The sequence below is a fragment of the Arthrobacter sp. LjRoot14 genome (assembly GCF_964253905.1).
GTDB lineage: Bacteria > Actinomycetota > Actinomycetes > Actinomycetales > Micrococcaceae > Arthrobacter.
This window is the reverse complement of sequence record NZ_CAXURL020000001.1, coordinates 56,015-71,707: the sequence shown is the minus strand read 5'-3', so window position 1 is coordinate 71,707 and position 15,693 is coordinate 56,015. Positions and strand designations below refer to the sequence as shown.

At 64.1% G+C, this 15,693-nt stretch carries 16 protein-coding genes; 3 read left to right on the top strand and 13 right to left on the bottom strand.

All coding sequences use genetic code 11. The annotated features are described in order from the left end of the window. The first annotated feature begins 170 nt into the window (after positions 1 to 170). Entirely contained in the window at positions 171 to 806 is a 636-nt protein-coding gene (locus ACSQ12_RS00355; protein WP_436063884.1) for a dTMP kinase, read from the top strand. On the opposite strand, the gene ACSQ12_RS00350 is transcribed toward ACSQ12_RS00355, so the two are convergent. The 10 genes from ACSQ12_RS00350 to ACSQ12_RS00305 form a co-directional block, all read right to left on the bottom strand. Beyond that, the gene (locus tag ACSQ12_RS00350; protein ID WP_436063883.1) at positions 793 to 1,689 is read right to left on the bottom strand and encodes a hypothetical protein; all 897 of its coding nucleotides are present in this window, start codon (positions 1,687 to 1,689) and stop codon (positions 793 to 795) included. The genes ACSQ12_RS00355 and ACSQ12_RS00350 overlap by 14 nt on opposite strands. A 78-nt stretch (positions 1,690 to 1,767) precedes the next feature. Further along, positions 1,768 to 3,303 (bottom strand): glycoside hydrolase family 32 protein, encoded by a 1,536-nt coding sequence (locus ACSQ12_RS00345; RefSeq protein WP_436063882.1) that lies wholly within the window; start codon positions 3,301 to 3,303, stop codon positions 1,768 to 1,770. Further along, positions 3,296 to 4,252, bottom strand: a complete 957-nt coding sequence (locus ACSQ12_RS00340; protein ID WP_436063881.1) for a carbohydrate kinase family protein — start codon at positions 4,250 to 4,252, stop codon at positions 3,296 to 3,298. The genes ACSQ12_RS00345 and ACSQ12_RS00340 overlap by 8 nt, the downstream gene beginning before the upstream one ends. Before the next feature lie 49 nt (positions 4,253 to 4,301). Beyond that, a complete protein-coding gene (locus ACSQ12_RS00335) occupies positions 4,302 to 5,396 on the bottom strand; it encodes a LacI family DNA-binding transcriptional regulator (RefSeq protein WP_436063880.1) in 1,095 nt (364 codons plus the stop codon). 33 nt (positions 5,397 to 5,429) lie between these two features. Then, a complete protein-coding gene (locus tag ACSQ12_RS00330; protein WP_436063879.1) occupies positions 5,430 to 6,800 on the bottom strand; it encodes a right-handed parallel beta-helix repeat-containing protein in 1,371 nt (456 codons plus the stop codon). Between the two features lie 27 nt (positions 6,801 to 6,827). Next, positions 6,828 to 7,838 (bottom strand): carbohydrate ABC transporter permease, encoded by a 1,011-nt coding sequence (locus ACSQ12_RS00325; protein ID WP_436063878.1) that lies wholly within the window; start codon positions 7,836 to 7,838, stop codon positions 6,828 to 6,830. Beyond that, entirely contained in the window at positions 7,838 to 8,725 is an 888-nt protein-coding gene (locus tag ACSQ12_RS00320; RefSeq protein WP_436063877.1) for a carbohydrate ABC transporter permease, read from the bottom strand. Before ACSQ12_RS00320 ends, ACSQ12_RS00325 begins: the two co-directional genes overlap by 1 nt. 83 nt (positions 8,726 to 8,808) lie before the next feature. After that, positions 8,809 to 10,086: an ABC transporter substrate-binding protein gene (locus ACSQ12_RS00315; protein ID WP_436063876.1), complete on the bottom strand. Its 1,278-nt coding sequence runs from the start codon at positions 10,084 to 10,086 to the stop codon at positions 8,809 to 8,811. A 492-nt stretch (positions 10,087 to 10,578) separates the two neighbouring features. Further along, positions 10,579 to 10,758: a PspC domain-containing protein gene (locus ACSQ12_RS00310; protein WP_209741772.1), complete on the bottom strand. Its 180-nt coding sequence runs from the start codon at positions 10,756 to 10,758 to the stop codon at positions 10,579 to 10,581. 71 nt (positions 10,759 to 10,829) lie between these two features. After that, positions 10,830 to 11,219, bottom strand: coding sequence for a VOC family protein (locus ACSQ12_RS00305; RefSeq protein ID WP_436063875.1), 390 nt, complete (start codon positions 11,217 to 11,219; stop codon positions 10,830 to 10,832). 162 nt (positions 11,220 to 11,381) lie between these two features. Here ACSQ12_RS00305 and ACSQ12_RS00300 point away from each other — a divergent pair, with 162 nt between their 5' ends. Together ACSQ12_RS00300 and ACSQ12_RS00295 are read left to right on the top strand one after the other, a co-directional pair. Beyond that, positions 11,382 to 11,966 (top strand): hypothetical protein, encoded by a 585-nt coding sequence (locus ACSQ12_RS00300; protein WP_436063874.1) that lies wholly within the window; start codon positions 11,382 to 11,384, stop codon positions 11,964 to 11,966. A gap of 71 nt (positions 11,967 to 12,037) precedes the next feature. Beyond that, on the top strand, positions 12,038 to 12,643 hold the full coding sequence (locus ACSQ12_RS00295; protein ID WP_436063873.1) for a DUF6919 domain-containing protein: 606 nt from the start codon (positions 12,038 to 12,040) through the stop codon (positions 12,641 to 12,643). A 3-nt stretch (positions 12,644 to 12,646) separates the two neighbouring features. On the opposite strand, the gene ACSQ12_RS00290 is transcribed toward ACSQ12_RS00295, so the two are convergent. The 3 genes from ACSQ12_RS00290 to ACSQ12_RS00280 all read right to left on the bottom strand — a co-directional run bounded on the left by ACSQ12_RS00290 (position 12,647) and on the right by ACSQ12_RS00280 (position 15,676). Then, a complete protein-coding gene (locus ACSQ12_RS00290) occupies positions 12,647 to 13,129 on the bottom strand; it encodes a pyridoxamine 5'-phosphate oxidase family protein (protein WP_209741776.1) in 483 nt (160 codons plus the stop codon). Positions 13,130 to 13,241: 112 nt separating this feature from the next. Then, positions 13,242 to 14,765, bottom strand: coding sequence for an APC family permease (locus ACSQ12_RS00285; RefSeq protein WP_011689913.1), 1,524 nt, complete (start codon positions 14,763 to 14,765; stop codon positions 13,242 to 13,244). Then, on the bottom strand, positions 14,762 to 15,676 hold the full coding sequence (locus ACSQ12_RS00280) for a universal stress protein (RefSeq protein WP_436063872.1): 915 nt from the start codon (positions 15,674 to 15,676) through the stop codon (positions 14,762 to 14,764). The genes ACSQ12_RS00285 and ACSQ12_RS00280 overlap by 4 nt, the downstream gene beginning before the upstream one ends. Positions 15,677 to 15,693: the final 17 nt, after the last annotated feature.

Genomic DNA, 15,693 nt, shown 5'->3' with positions numbered 1-15,693 from the left:
TGCCTGAGGAACCACGCTAGGACGCCGCCATTAACGGCACATGAAATCGGAGAGGCAAACAGAAAACAAATTCCGCGGGGGACGATCAGGGCCAGCCTCGCGTTAAACGAGCAACACCCGATCAACTGCCGGAGCACCTCCGCCGCACGAACTGCCCGCCTCCAAACGAAATGAGCCACCCCCTGCTAATCGTCCTCACCGGAATTGACGGTGCCGGAAAGACCACCGCCGCCCGCGCAGCCGTGGAAGCCGCCCGCCTGGCCGGTGGCAAGGCCCTGCTGCTACGCAACCATGCCGGCCGCCGCAACATGTCGCAGTGGTCGAAGCGCTCCGGAATTCCCCTCAACCCCCGCCTTGCGGACGCACTGGAGAGCGTCATCCGGACGGTCAACGTCCTGGTGTCCCACGCCCGCGCCCGCAACTTTTCCGGTCTGGTGGTCATGGACCGGCACCTTTATTGCCAGCTGGCGCTGCGCAGCGTCCGGGGCCTCCCGCCCGGCCGGTTGCTCCGCTGGCTACTGCGCCGCCTTCCCGAACCGGACCTGGTGATCCACTTCGACGTCGCTCCGGAGCAGGCCCTGGAACGCATCCTCCTGCGCGGCACGGACACCGAAACCCTCGAGGAACTGACGGCCCTTAGCGAGGGCTACCGCGCCCTTCCCGAGTTCCCCGGATTCGTCCGCATCGACGCCGGCGGAGCCCAGGACGAGGTGCTGGCTGCGCTCACTGCAGCGATCGACGCCGGCACGCCACCGGCCATTCCCGAAACTTCCGCTGCAGGGCCGGACAGGATCAGCGCGAGATAATCGACGCGACAGCGGTGATGAACGGGGGCAGGGCCGCGACTGCAGCCAGGCCCAGAGTCGCGCGGCCGCCCCAGGACAGCGCTATTGCCCGCCGCAGGGCACGCGCGGACCGGACTTGATCCGGACCCCTTTGCACAGGTTCCCGCCCGGCGCGGCCAACATGCGCGAGCCACGAGCACAGCATGACAACCAGCGCACCGATGCCGAGCAGGACGCCGACGGGCAGGAACAGAATGGCTCCGACGAGCGGGAGGTAGTACTTCCAGTCGCGCCCGGACGGCAGCGGAAGACGCTGGCTGAACGCGCCGGCCACGGCGGCCACCACCGCGCCGTGCAGGACGGCCAGCGCGGAAAAGAGCGCCACGGAAAGCCAGCCCGGCCCCACGATGGCGAAGTCGATGTTCTCCGCCCGAAGCGGATCCACGGAGGCTCCGAAGACCAGGAGGAGCAACACCCCCAGCGCGGGGCCCGCCCAGCGGCCGGCGGGGAGCCAGCGGCGGATGAACAGGTAGATGAAAGCCGCGGCGAAGCCGGCCGGCAGTCCCCCGAAGAACAGCAGGGCAATGCTGCCGTCGATCGTGGGGAATCCGATGTTCGCCTGCGCTTCGGTAAGGCGGCCCTGGGCTGATGCCGGCGAGGTGAGGGCCAGTATGCGCATCGCCAGCCTGCCGCCGGCCCACGCCACCAGGATCCCCGAAGCGAGGGCGGCCGCCGTTGCCACGTTGGCCCACCAGAGGTAGAGCCGTAAGGGGGAAGCCGGGGCACCAGGGTCGGCGGGCCTCCGGAAGGGGCGCCCGCCCCAGACGATGACCAGGATGATGGCAACCAGCAGGAACAGCGTGCACACAATCACGATTACCAGCGCCACCGGCATCACCACCAATGTTGTTGCTTCATTCTGCTCCCGCCTCCCGGCTGTTGAACAGAGGCCTTCACCTGCCGGACGGGCTGTCCGGAGTCATCAGGACAGGGCCGTGACGGCCAGTTTCCGCACAACCGCCGTGCCGCCCTCAACGGAAACTTCGGTGCCCAGGTTTCCGGACACCGGGAAGACCAGATCGCTCAGGACAACACTGCCGCCTTGGGCAAAGACCTCCACCGAGCACTTGTCGACGATTACGCGGAGCCTTAGCACGCCGCCGTCGAGCTTCACCGGTGCCGACTCAGCCGATGCGAACTTTCCGTGGAAGGCGGTGTTTCCTGAGTGGCGGCGGTCCAGGGTGAGCCGGCTCGTCACGGCATCAAAGCTGAGAAGCGTTGCGACGTTCCCGCCCGATGCGCCGAGCAGCCTGAAAGCAACGGTCCGGGCCGTGCCGGGCAGGATCTCGGCCTCGATCAGCTGGGCTGATCCGGGCATCGCGTCGGGCAGTTGCAGCAGGGAGTCGTGAAGTTCCACGTCCTGGATGGCGCAGGCCGGCTCGCCGCAGTCCAATGGCAGCACCGGGCGCTGCACCAGGCGCTGCACACCGTCCACCGTTGCGAGCTCGACCTCGCGGGCAAGCGACATCCCGGAACGCCACGGAGACGTGGGCAAGTAGTTGGCATAGTCCCAGTTGTTCATCCACCCGATCATGATGCGGCGGTTCTTCGGGGCGTTGCTGAAGGAGACGGCGGCGTAGTAGTCACGTCCCCAGTCGAGCCACAGGCAGCGGCTCAGATCCGAGGCCCCGTCGGCATCCGCTTGAACGAGTGAATCAGGGTCTGCGGTGAACTGCACCCCATCGAAGTCGCCGACGAAATACTGCCCTCCGGAGCCGCCGGCCACGGCACCCGGGTTGATATTGACCACGAGGACCCACTTGACGCTGTCCGGGTCTCCGTCGACGGGGAGCGGGAACAGGTCGGGGCATTCCCATTCGCCTCCTGTGGCGTTTGCAGGGCCGAAGGTGCTCAGGTATTCCCAATCCTTGAGGTCGGCCGAGCGGTACAGCACAACCTGCTGATGCCGGGCCTCCACCGCCACCATGACCCAGCAGGAACCGGCCGGTCCCTCGTAGCGGAATACCTTGGGATCCCGGAAATGGGCCGAGCCGCGGCCAAGCACCGGATTGCCTGCGTATTTGTTCCACGTCATGCCGGCGTCCGTGGAGAACGCGAGAGACTGGGCTTGTGTCCCTTGGTGCACCGAGCCTTCCTTGAAGGCGCTCGTGTAGATGGCCACCAGGGCCGGGTCTTCCATCGTGCCGAATCCCGACGTATTTCCGTGGTCCACCACGATGCTGCCTGAAAAGATGTCTTCTTCATCGTCGCAGGCGATGGCAACCGGGTGTTCGGTCCAGTGCACAAGGTCGGTTGAAGTGGCATGTCCCCAGGACATGTTGCCCCAGACGTTTCCGAAGGGGTTGTTTTGGTAGAAGAGGTGGTAGACGCCCTGGTGCCACACGAGTCCGTTGGGGTCGTTCAGCCACGTGTCCTTGGCTGTGTAGTGAAGTATCGGCCGGAAGTCGGGAGCGGTTTCTTCGGCGGGGCCGGCACGGTGCGTTGTTGTTTCAGTCATCGGAGCTCTTTCGGGACGTCCGGGCCAGCTCCTGCGAGCGGATCAGTTCTGCCCGTGTCGGCGGGTTCGCCCCGTGCCGTCCAACCGTTATGGCCGCGGCGAGCGAGGCGGCTGTTCCCACGCGTGTGAGTTTGCCGTAGCCGAAATCGTCCTCGGGGTCCTCGATCAGGCCAGCGATAAGCGAGGACATGTAGGAGTCACCTGCGCCGACGGTATCTTTGACGACCACTGGTGGTGCCGGCACTTCGATCTCGGCGGCATTCGACCGCAGATAGGACCCGGATGCGCCATCCGTGATGATTGCCAGTTCTGTCCCGAGATCAAGCAGCCGCCGCGCGACGTCGTGAGGAGGCGTGCGCGGGTAGAGCCACTGGGCATCATCCGCACTGAGCTTCACAACGGTAGCCAGGGCAACTGTGTGTTCGAAGGTCCTGAGCGCTTCAGCGTGGCTGTGGAGCAGTGTGGGGCGGATGTTGGGGTCGTACGTGATCAAGCAGCGGCCGGAGAAGAGCTCCAGCAAGGACCGGACCTGGGTTGCTCCGGGCTCCATGAAGGCGGCCAGAGACCCCGTGTGCAGCACCTTCGGGAGGAAAGTGGGGCTTATTTGGGGCAGGTTCCATTCGAAGTCGAATTCGTATTCTGCGGAACCGTTGCTGTCCAGAAGCGCCCTGGCAGTGGATGTGCGGTTGAGGTGTTCGGCTCCCGGAAGCAGGCGTACTCCCGCTGTGTCCAGGTGTCGTTGGATGCTCCTGCTGCGTTCATCGCTGCCCAGTGCGGTGAGAAATGCGGTGCTGACGCCCAGGCGACCGAGTCCGTAAGCGACGTTCATCCCTGATCCGCCTGGAAACTCGACGGGCCCTCCCGCGGTGTCAATGATGTCGATTATCGCCTCTCCGACGACGACGACGACGTCTGTTTCAGGGCAGGGGGGAACTGGGGAGCTGTGCATTCGAGGTCCTTAGTAAGTAGGGCGCGTCCGCTAGTGGACGCGCTCGAGGTCAGGTGTTGGCGCGTGGAGGTGAATCCGGTGCTGCTCTGGTCGAAGTGCCCTTGTGTTTGGGGGAGGCGACGGACTTGCGTAGAACCATGGGACAGGGCAGGACAGTCGGGTGAGCGGCGAACAGCTGCAGGTCAGTTTTTCCCTCGATGGCGTCGATCAGGTTTTCGGTTGCCCATGCGCCCATTTCGTAGTGGGGCAGGGCGACAGTTGTCAGGGCGGGGTAGAGGTTTTCGGCGATAAGTTGTTGGTTGTCGAAACCGACGAAGGAAATGTCGTCCGGAATGCTAAGACCAAGTTCGCCGGCGGCCCGGTAGGCGCCCATGGCCATGCGGTCGTTGTAGCAGAACACGGCCGTGGGCCGGTCCTTCTGCTTCAAGAGGCGGAGGGCTGCCTCGTAGCCGCCGGGCACCTCCGAATGCTCGGACTGGACCAGTTCTTCGTGGAACGTCAGCCCGGCATCTGCCAGCGTGTCTTTGAAGGCCGTCAGCCGGGAGTGAGTTGCCGGCACGTCGTCGGTGTTATTGAGCATGCCGATCCGGGTGTGCCCGGCGTCGATCAGGGTTTGCACGGCCGACCGTGCGCCGCCCACTTCGTCGGGGATGACGGAGGAAACAGTGTTGCTGATGTCTTCGGAGTCCACCAGGACTGCCGGCAGTCCGGCCAGGTTTTTGGGGACAGCCAGCTTCCGGTGATACATCGTGGCGTACAGGATGCCGTCCACCTGCCGGTCCAGCAAATCCGCCACCTGGCTTTCCTTGGAATCCTGGGAGCTGGTGCTGGTGGAGTTGATGATCATGATGCGGTACCCGCGGGCCCGCGCCGTTTCCTCGGCCCCGAGGATGATCCTGCCTGCGTGCGGGGTGGTGGCGATTTCCTCGCTGATGAACCCGATCATCCCGGAGCGCTGAGTGCGCAGGGCCTGGGCGAGCCGGTTGGGCCCGTACCCCAGCCGTTGGGCCGCTTCGTGGACCCGTTCCCTCGTTTCTGCGCCCACCCGGGCATAGGCAACGTCATTGAGGACGTGGGAGACGGTCGTGACAGAGACCCCGGCCGCGGCCGCCACGTCCTTGATACCGACTGATCTATTGGTCATTTGGTCTCCCACGTCCTTATGTTGTTGCTGATTCTACGTGCGGGCCGCGAGTGCATGGGGTGCCTGGAAACCGACAGTGGGTGTGGCCCTCAAGGCGTTAACAGTCCTGTCGGCGATAACTTGGGCGTCACTTCCGGAATCAAGGATCGTATTCCGGGCTGATGCGGCATCGACCATCACGGCAGTAACGGCGAGGCCGTCAGAAGCCCCGGTCGTCAACAGAGCGTCCACCTGAGCCGAGAAGCAGGAATCACTTGACTTGGAGCGAACGTCCATTGCCACCACATGGTTGTTGGAGACGAAGTTGCCCACCCCCTCTTCCAGCCGGATGATGACAGGCGCCGCACCTGCAGGCCGGATGCTCTCTGAGTCGACGACCTCGGAGAAGTGGTTGCCGATGACAGAGTTGTTGCTGCCGCTGACACAAAGAAGCCCGTAGAGGTCGTCCAGTCCGTTGTCGACTCCCAGGAAGGGCGTCCAGGGCTCATGGTCGCGCAGGAAGTGGTTCGTGGCCACGAGGTTTTCTGAACTGTTCGCTGCCAGAACCACCATCCCGGGGTAGAACGAATGCAAACGGTTATTGGTGACGCTTGAACGCGTGACACCTACGAAATGGACGCTGCTCGCGCCACGGGGGAAGACGTTGTTAGCGGTTACCAGGAGCCCGCCGTGGTTCTCGGCGTAGATTGAGTGACCTTTGAAGCCTGCTCCGACCAGGTTGTCGGTGATCTTTGATGCCTGCCCCCACCCGCGCAGCTCGATGCAACTGCCGCATTCAGCGATGAAGTTGTCGTGAATGGAAAGCGCGTCCGCGTTGTAGATGGTGAGGGCGTTCTCAAGGTAGACGAACCCCATGCCGGTTATGCGGAATGAGTCATTCGCGTTCGCAACATAGATACCGGTCTTGCCGTTGACGTAGGTATTTTCCGGATGCATTCCCGGGCCATCCGGGTCGAAGTGCAAACCGTCGATGCAGAAATTGGAGAACTCCACCGAGCTGATCCGCGGACTCCCGCTCCGCTCAATGTAGAAGGCGGCTCCCTTGGATTCCTCCCCGTCTCCGGCGGGGGGAATGTCGACGATAATCCGGCTCCCACCGGGCCACAGCTCATGCAGGTCGGGCCATTCGTCTTCAGGAACGTTGTACCGGATGCTGGACGACGTAAACCCGTGTCCCGCGCCATGGATCCTGAGGAAGCTGATGTCGATCAAGACCTGCGTACGAAGGTGGTAGTCCCCGGGCGGAATGTAGATCACCGCACCTGGCTTCCCTCCGTTGTTCGCATTGGTGACCGTCTGCCGGCACTTGACGTCAGCGATGATGCTGTTGATGACTTCACCGACGTCCTCGGACGGATTGCCGACGGGCCACGTGGTCACGTCGTAGTAGTTGTTGCTTGACACAGGTTCTTCCCTTTGTGTTGTGGTGTCTCAGCCCTTGACGGCGCCGAGCGTCATGCCTGCGACGATCTTGCGCTGCAAGAGAAGTGTGAGGAGGATGACCGGGATCGAGTAGACGGCGGCCAGTGCCGTCATGGATCCCCAGTCGAGGCCGAACTGGGTCTGGAAATTCGCGATGACAACCGGGGTGGTCTGGGAGCGGATCGCGGTCATGAGGAGGGCGAAGAGGAACTCGTTCCAGGAGGCCAGGAAGGCGAAGATCGCGGTGACCGCGATGCCGCCGGAGACCACCGGGATGACCACCCGCCACAGGGCGCCGAGCCTGCTGCAGCCATCCACAGTGGCCGCTTCCTCCAGGTCCCTGGGCACGGCTTCGAAGAAGCTGGACATCAGCCAGATGGACAGCGGCAGCGAGATGGTGGTGTGGGCGATGGAGAGCGCAATCGGGGTGTCCGAAAGTCCCACGGAGGACATCATCGATGCCAGCGGAATGCCGATGGCTACAGGCGGCACCATGCGGGTGACCAGTGCGGCCATGATGAACACCCGGCCACTCGGCGTCTTGTAGCGGGTGATCCCATACGCCGCGGGAACCGCCAGGATCAGGGACAGCAGGGTGCTGATGATGGCGGTCTGCGCGCTGTTGATGAACGACGCCAGCACTCCACTGCGGCCCAAGGCGTTCACGTAGTTCTCCAGCGTCCATTCCCTGGGAAGAATGGTGGGCGGAACGGCGATGGTGTCGATCGGGGTCTTGAAGGATGTGAACAGCAGGTACAGGAACGGGAATCCGTACAGCACCATGGCGACGGCCAGCAGGATCCAGAGAATGATCCGGGTACTGCGCTTTCCAGCCTCGAGGCCTTCGGCGTGGTGCCGGCGGGGGCGGCGGTTGTTGCCTGCCGCCGTCGTCTGAGCCTCCTGGCTGTTGTTCGGTGCGGGAGGCACGACGCCGGCGGGCCGGGGACGGTGGGCCACCTCCCCGGCGGCGTTTCCGCCGGTGGTTCCTCCGCCCGTCGGGCGCGTCTCGGCGATGCTCATCAGTTGTCCTTTCCTGGCCGCCAGATGGTGGTCACCGCGAAGAACGCGACGGCGAGCATCGCCAGCAGGTAGATGGTTCCCATGGCGCTGGCCAGGCCAGGATCGCCGAATCGGATCATAGTCCGGTAGATCAGCAGGCTCATGGTTTCGGAGGCGGACTGGGGTCCGCCGTTGGTCTGGATCAGAATGGTGTCGAAAGCCCTGGCGGCATCGATCCCGCGGACCACCAGTGCCACGGCGATGACCGGCCGGAGCAGCGGCAGGATGATCCGGAACAGCAGCGCGGGGGCCCTGGCGCCGTCGAGGCGGGCAGCCTCAATGAGGTCGCCGGGGATGTTCTGGAGTCCGGCGAACAGCACCAGGCACATGAAGGACGTGGTGAGCCAGATATCGGGAACGGCAACGGAGAACAACACGATGTCCGGGTTGGAGAGCCAGCCGATCTGGTTGGGGTTTTGCAGGATGCCGGCCTGGTGAAGGAGGGTGCCGATCAGGCCGAAGTTGTCGATCATCAGGAACTTCCACAGCAGCCCGGCGACGATCGGCGCGATCATCAGCGGGTACAGGAAGACGGTCCTCCAGATCTGGGACTTCTTGCCCAAGGTGGTGAACAGGAGCGCCATGCCCAGGCCAAGGGCGAACTCGAGGGTCACCACCACCACGGTGTAGGCGAGGGTCCGCCAGCCGGCCCCGATGAAGTCCTCGGAAGCGAAGGCCCGCACGTAGTTGTCCAGGCCGACGAAGTCGCGGGAACCGCCGACGATTGGGGAGATTTTGAAGAAGCTGTCCGCGATGAGGCGGAACAGCGGGTAGGCGACAAAAACTGCCAGGAACAAGGCCGCGGGGGTCATCAGATACAGGGCGAAGCGGCGATCATTGATACGCACGGGATACTCTTCCGCTGGTTGGGTCCGCGGCCGGCACCCCTTCTGCTGTCAGTGCAGCATCAGGCGGTGCCAGCCGCGAAGTCTTACTTGACGAGGGCCTGGATCTTGGTCTTGGCCTCAGCCAGGAGGGCCGCGCTGTCCCCTCCGGCCACTGCCTTCTGCAGCGTCGGGACCAGGACGGCGTCAACAATCTGTTGCCACTTCGCCGTTGCCGGGCGGGTTGCCGTGGCCTCGCCGTTGAGCGTTTCGATCAACGGCCTGAAGCTCTCATAACCGGGCTTGTCCTGGTACTTCTCGAAGGCCGAGATGCGGGCCGCGAGGCCCAGTTTGGACTCGATACCCAGATCGTTGTGGTCGTAGGCGCACTTGATGAACTTCTTGGCGGCGTCTGCGTTCTTCGTCGCCTTGGGGACGGAGAGGTACCACGGTCCGGGGACACCGGCGACGCCGGCGGATCCGCCGATCATGGGCGCCGCGCCCACCTTGCCGTAGACCGCGGCGTCGGCGGGGATCTGGCGGTAGGCATGGGCCCAGAACTTGGTCATCGCGGTCTTGCCCTGGTTGAAGAGGTTCTGCGCGGCGGCCCAGTCAACCTGCGCGGCTCCGGACGGCGCGGACTTCACAAGGCTCGTGTAGAAGTCGAGGGCTTCCTTGTGGGCCGCGTTGTCGACCACGACGTTGTTCTGGTCGTCCAGGACCATCGGGGACCCGGCCTGGAGAACATGGGCCAGCCATTCGGTTTCGACGGCGCCCTTCACGTCGGTGCCGTACATGCCGTCCTTGGTGAAGAACTCAGAGATGTCCTGGTACTGCTTCCAGGTGGTGGGGGCTGCCAGTTCGTAGCCGTACTTTGCCTTGAAGTCGGCCTTGTTTTTGGCGTCCTCGAAGAGGTCCTTGCGGTACAGGATGATTTCGGCATTGGTCCAGGCGGGCATGCCGATGAAGTGGCCATCAACGTTGGCTTCCTTGACCAGTGCGGGGAAGATGTCCTTCTTGGCCTCATCAGTGAAGAGCTCGTCGATGGGCTGGACCGCATCCTTGAAGCTGGGGAGCCAGACGGAGTCCAGAGCGGCGACGTCGAAGGAGACGGTACCGGAGGAGAATTCGCTGGAAAGCCTGTTAAACAGGCCGTCGTAGGGCAGTTCGACGAAGTTGACGTCGAGGCCGGTGTCCTTTTTGCAGGCCTCAGCAACGCCGGCGAGCTCGGCGTGCCCGCCGGCTTCGACGAGGACGTTGACGGAGCTTGCGGCGCTGCCGGACGACGCCGGACCCCCAGCGCCGCATGCTGTGGCGGTCAGGGCCACGGCCGTGCAAAGGCCGCCAATGGTGGCGAGCCTGGAGATGGTCTTTCGAGTGGACATCGCTGTCGACTTTCTCTCGGAACGGGATGGCAAGAATGTTTGCGGGGTGAAGAATGCTTGCGGGGTGAAGAATCGTTTTGCCAAAACGACTTGGCATCACCCTAAAGGTGGCCCTCCGGGCGTGTCAAGCGTCACAATGCAGATAATTTAGGTCCTTGACGCATGGGCTGGCGCAGCCCTAGAGTCAACGTCGCAGGCAGATAAATCGTTTTGGCACACCTTGGCTGATTTGGCAGGTTTTGGCATCCGCCGTGTCCATCCTTTTACCGCCCGATGGCGCGCCCCCATACGCCGGCAGAGCACCCTTAGCGAACCCCTTCCAACCACGCACGGCGCAGTTGTGGCCACCATTCAAAGGAGAAGGTATGAAACCGGCTCCGGACGTCAGCCGCCGGAAGGTTCTTGACCGCATGGCTTGAAAGCATGACGGTAACCCCTGAATCAGGCCACCGACTGGGGCTGTTCTGCGCCCGGTTCCGATGAACCGCGGCGCTACTCCTTGGGCATGATGATCCACAAGGCGATGTAGACCAGTTCCCCCACGCCGAACAGGCCGAACAGCACAAAGCCGATGCGGACGAGGGCTTTTGAAACGCCGAACCGGGCTGCGAGGCCGGCGCAGACGCCGGCGATCATTTTGCCATTCCTGGGCCGTACCAATGCTGCGCTCATGCGGCCACAGTACCAGCCGGTCTCCGGGCCTGGTCCAGAGTCCCTTGGCCCCCTGTCCAGGTGATGACGGACTAGTCCTGGTGCAGCTGGACGTAGTTCCCGCAGCCGTCGTCCAGCACCACCGAAATTCCCGTGGGCCCGTCTGCCGGTTCGCCCTGGAAGATGACGCCGAGGGCGGCCAGCCGCTTGTACTCGGCCCGGACATCGGGAACGCCGAAGACGATTGCCGGCAGCCCGGCGTCGTGCAGGCCGTTCATGTAGGTCGCAGCAATGGGATTGTCGCTGGGCTCCAGCAGGAGCCCCACGGATCCCGAACTGCCTCCAACGGAACCGGGGTCCTTCACGATGTACAGGTTGTATTCGGGCATGGCCATCAGCGTTTCAAAACCCAGCGTCTCCGTGTAGAAGTGGTGGGCCGCCGCCGGATCCTTGACGTGGATGCTGCACATTTTTAGTCGCATGGAGCCTAGGCTACCGGTGCGGGGCCCGGCCGGGAACGGTGCCGGGAGGCCGGCTTCTGCCAGATCCCACCAGGGTCCGCCCATTGACGCACCCGCGCGGCGGGATTCCAATTGAAGTAGTGGAACCAGCCAGCCCGGGCAGGTTCCGTGGGAGGTGGAACGGTGTCTGTCATCACGGAATCGGTCCCTATGGGGCCCTTACAGCTAGCAGTCTGTGCCGCCGTCGTGGTGTGCGGCGTGGCCGGCGCCGTCTATTCGGCGCGGTACCACGCCAGGCGCGACGCCGGGCAAATGACCGACGCCGTCTTCTGGGACGGCTTCGCCGGACTGGTGGTGGTGTTCCCTGCTGTCCTCATACCCTTCCTGGCCTCGCCGTGGCTGGGCCTCGGCGCGGGACTCCTTGCCACCGCCACCGCCGTGGCCGCATATGTGTGGAGTCCCCGCCTGATGGCACGGCAGGAAGCGCGGCTCCACGATGCAGCCGCACAGGCGGAGATCGAAGCCGCGGCCGCACGGCACCGCACAGTGCTGAGTAGATGGCAGCGCTATGAGCTGGATCCCGCGTGCTGCATCGACTACCCCGACATGACAGATGTGCGCCGGCCGGAAACGGCGGCGCTGATCAAGGCCATGCGGGAGGCCGAACAGCTCCGGGCAGTCGAGCCCGCCAGCTACGTTCCCGCCGTCACCCGGCTGGAACATGCCCTGGGCCGGGCGGAAGCCGCAGCGGGCGTGCGGGCGCGCTAAACGGCCCGCGACGTTAACTGGTGTGTCGGGACCATTGGAAAGGCCGGAAGCGGCGGCGGTAGCATCCCATAATGGAGCCTTTAGTCACGGACACACGAGACCAGCACGGCAGGTTGCGATCGGACCGGGGAGTCTGGCGGCAGGCAACGACCCTCGAAGCGGCCGGAGAACTGACTGCGCGGTGGCTCGAATCCCACAGCGAATACCAGCCTGGAACATTTGCACCCAGCATCGACGAGGAGACGCGGCCCATCGCCGCCGAACTGGCGGAGATCAACAGGAACGGCCTCTTCACCAAGGAATCCCAGCCGGGAATGCGCGGCGATGCCGGCCATTCCCAGAGGCAATATGTGACCGGCTTCTGCAGCGCCGAGGCCGCAGCCGAACTCGTGGCCCTGTCCACCAGGTCCGAACTCATCACCATTGGCCACGCCCCGGGCGAGGTCAGCGCGGCCGCCGTCCCGGTAACTTTCGACGGCGGTGCGGTGGTCACCGTCCTCGGGTCCAGTGAGAACCCGGTGGACGAAGACGCACTCCGCGACTGGTCCGAGGAAACCAACGACGCACTCGCCCTGCTCCTCGCCGATTCCTGGTACGTGGAAGTCCTGGATCCGGTGTGGGGCCGGAACGACGTGCTGTTGCCGGAGGTGCTGGCGGCCCTCCGGCAACTGCAGTGAGGACTACAGGTCCACCGTGCCGCTTTCGCCGACGCTCATGCGGCTGTTCGTCACCTTCGACTTGACCCACTGAAGTACCGTGGCGGCCCGGCCGCCAGGGCTGGTCCAGTATTCAGCGGAGTCGGAATCAACGCGCAGGAGCACAACCTCAGGCGTGTCCGGACCGTCGGGGAACCAGGCCTCGACCACCTGGTTCCACATGTCGTGGATCTTCTGCCTGTCGGTGACGATTTCCGCAGTGCCGGCCACGGACACCCATTCGGTGTTCTTGCCGAAGGCCACGTTCACCCGCGGATCGGCGCGGACATGCGCCACCTGGGAAGTTTCCGACGACGTGAAGAACCACATGTCGCCGTCGTCCTTGACTTCCTGGACGGCCAGCGGGCGGCTGACCAGCGCGCCTGCTTCGTTGATGGTGGTCAGCATCCCGATGTGGGAATCGTTGATGATCTTCGTGACTTTGCTGATGTTCTCAGTGTCAGACATGCATTCACCTCGTTCGTGTCGAACGGGGAAGTTCCCCGCCAGCCCAGCCTATTAGTAAGTTTGCTTACTTTCAACGATGGTCCGGAGCTTTGGGGCCCCAGTGGCCCGCGGCTCAGATTCCCCGCGCCAGGACCTGGCCTTTGAAGAACTCCGGGCGGAGCCTGGACATCACCAGCATCAGCACGACGCCCAGCAGGATCACGCCCATGCCCAGGATGAACACCAGGCCCACCCCGCCCACGGAGGAGCCGGAGCCGTAGGCGGGATCCATGGAGTCATAGGCTGTCTTGAAGAACATGACCAGAAGGATGACCCCGCCCAGGAGCGGCGCCAGGAATTTGAAGAAGAACGCGTGGACTCCGCTGAAGGCCTGGGCGCGGAAGAACCAGACGCAGGCCAGGGCCGTGATGCCGTAGTAGAAGCAGATCATCATGCCCAGCGCGGTGATGGTGTCCCACAGCGCGTTCTCGGAGGTGGTCCGGGTAATGACGTAGAACGCTGCAGCGGCGATGGCTGCGGCAATGGTGGCATAGCTCGGGGATTTGTAGGTGGGGCTGATCCGCCCGAACTTGGCCGGTAATGCCTTGTAGTGGCCCATGGAGAGAAGCGTCCGGGCGGGCGAGACAAACGTGGACTGTAGGGAAGCCGCTGAGCTGCTCAGGATGGCCAGCGACATCAGGATGGCGAACGGACCCATGACCGGTCCGGCGAGGACGGCGAAGATGCTGCCCTGGTTGTCGGGGTTGCCCGCGCCCAGGCCGGTGTCGCCGATGCCGGCGAATGCCAGGGTGGAGAGCGCCACGGTCATGTAGATGATCACGATGACCAGGACGGTGACGGTCGCAGCACGGCCGGGCGTCTTTTCCGGGTTCCGGGTTTCCTCGTTCATGGTGAGCGTGACGTCCCACCCCCAGTAGATGAAGATCGACAGGGACACCCCGGCGGCGAAGGAAGAGAAGGAGTCCACGGCGAACGGGTTGAACCAGTCGGGCGAGATGGCCGTGGCATCGAAGGCCGAACCGTTGGCAACATGGCTGAACGCAGCTACCGCAAACCAGCCGAGCACCAGGAGCTGGAACGCCACCAGCACATACTGGACGCCCTTGGTGGTCTCCATGCCGCGGTAGGAAATCCAGCACGCCAGCGCAATGAACACCAGCGTGGTGGCGATATTGAGCGGCAGGTTCTTGCTCAGCTCGCCCAGTTCCGGATTGCTGAAGAGCTGGGCCAGCATGAGGTAGAAGAAATCGACGGCAACGGCGGCCAGGTTGGATAGCACGATGATGGTGGCCGCAATCAGCCCCCAGCCGCCCATCCAGCCAATCCACGGCCCGAATGCCCGCGATGCCCAGGTGAAGGAGGTGCCGGCGTCGGGCATGGCGTTGTTGAGTTCGCGGTAGCCGAACGCCACGAGAAGCATGGGAATGAATCCCACCAGGAAGATGGCCGGCAGGTGGACGCCGACCTCGGACACTGTCGGCCCGAGCGCTGCGGTGAGGGTGTAGGCCGGGGCGATGCAGGAGACGCCGATGACGACTGCGCCGATCAGCCCTACCGATCCCGCCTTCAGGCCTTTGGCACTAATGCCCTTGTGGTCGGACTGCGACGTCGCGGACGTCGCGTGCTCAGTAGTCATGATGGTGCCTCTCCGGAGGTTTCATTCGACGTTGAATGGGTTCTTTGCTTCAGTGCGTAGTCGCTCGGGACCACGATCATGGGCACGGGCAGGGCGCGGAGGATGCGATTTGCGGTGGTGCCCAGGAAGATGGACCGGCTCCTGGCCAGCCGGCTGGATCCGATCACCAGGACTTCGCCGTCCTCCCAGTCGAGCCGGTCCACGGCTTCCTCGATGCTTCCGCCCTGTGCCACAACGACTTCTGTCTTCGTAGCCGGCCGGGAGCCCGCTTCGCCGCCGGGAAGAGCGGCCGACACGCGGTCGCCGGCATGGCTCCGGGCCGCTTCGGCGACCTCCGGCGACTCGCCGTCGTCGAGGGTCAAGAGGGACACCACCCGCAGGGGCACATCACGGTTTGATGCCATGGAAACGGCGTAGTCGAGCAACTCATCGGCACCGGGGCGGGCGCCGAGTCCGCAGCTGACCCGGGTCAGGGCTTCCCTGCGGTGGTATCCGTGGGGTGCCAGGGCCACCGGGACGGTGGCTGCGTGGAGCAGCGCCCCGGCCACGGATCCGATCGTGAACCGTTTAAACAGGCCGTTGCTCGTGGCCCCGATGATCAGCATGTCCGCCTGGAATTCCTCGCACGCATCCATCAGGGTCTGCGCATCCGACTCACCGCTGCGAACGTGCCCTTCCGCCGGGACATCGGCCGGGACCAGCGCCAGCGCCTCGTCGAGCCACGTCCGGGCCTGCTCATGGAGCAGGGTTTCGAATCCGACCTTCGGCGCATGGGCCGCGCTGAACGGCGACACCTCAGGGATGGCCACCACAAGGTCCAGCGTGGCCCCGCGGCCTCGGGCCAGTGACACGGCCAGATTTACGGCATCATGGCCCCTGGCATTTGCTGAATACCCCACTACATAGCGCATCTGGCCGTTCCTCTCTG

Coding starts and splice junctions, on each gene's coding strand:
- ACSQ12_RS00295 (WP_436063873.1), top strand. CDS start 12,038: ATGGAGCCTTTAGTCACGGACACACGAGACCAGCACGGCAGGTTGCGA.
- ACSQ12_RS00355 (WP_436063884.1), top strand. CDS start 171: ATGAGCCACCCCCTGCTAATCGTCCTCACCGGAATTGACGGTGCCGGA.
- ACSQ12_RS00335 (WP_436063880.1), bottom strand. CDS start 5,396: ATGACCAATAGATCAGTCGGTATCAAGGACGTGGCGGCCGCGGCCGGG.
- ACSQ12_RS00305 (WP_436063875.1), bottom strand. CDS start 11,219: ATGCGACTAAAAATGTGCAGCATCCACGTCAAGGATCCGGCGGCGGCC.
- ACSQ12_RS00310 (WP_209741772.1), bottom strand. CDS start 10,758: ATGAGCGCAGCATTGGTACGGCCCAGGAATGGCAAAATGATCGCCGGC.
- ACSQ12_RS00340 (WP_436063881.1), bottom strand. CDS start 4,252: ATGCACAGCTCCCCAGTTCCCCCCTGCCCTGAAACAGACGTCGTCGTC.
- ACSQ12_RS00345 (WP_436063882.1), bottom strand. CDS start 3,303: ATGACTGAAACAACAACGCACCGTGCCGGCCCCGCCGAAGAAACCGCT.
- ACSQ12_RS00315 (WP_436063876.1), bottom strand. CDS start 10,086: ATGTCCACTCGAAAGACCATCTCCAGGCTCGCCACCATTGGCGGCCTT.
- ACSQ12_RS00290 (WP_209741776.1), bottom strand. CDS start 13,129: ATGTCTGACACTGAGAACATCAGCAAAGTCACGAAGATCATCAACGAT.
- ACSQ12_RS00285 (WP_011689913.1), bottom strand. CDS start 14,765: ATGACTACTGAGCACGCGACGTCCGCGACGTCGCAGTCCGACCACAAG.
- ACSQ12_RS00325 (WP_436063878.1), bottom strand. CDS start 7,838: ATGAGCATCGCCGAGACGCGCCCGACGGGCGGAGGAACCACCGGCGGA.
- ACSQ12_RS00280 (WP_436063872.1), bottom strand. CDS start 15,676: ATGCGCTATGTAGTGGGGTATTCAGCAAATGCCAGGGGCCATGATGCC.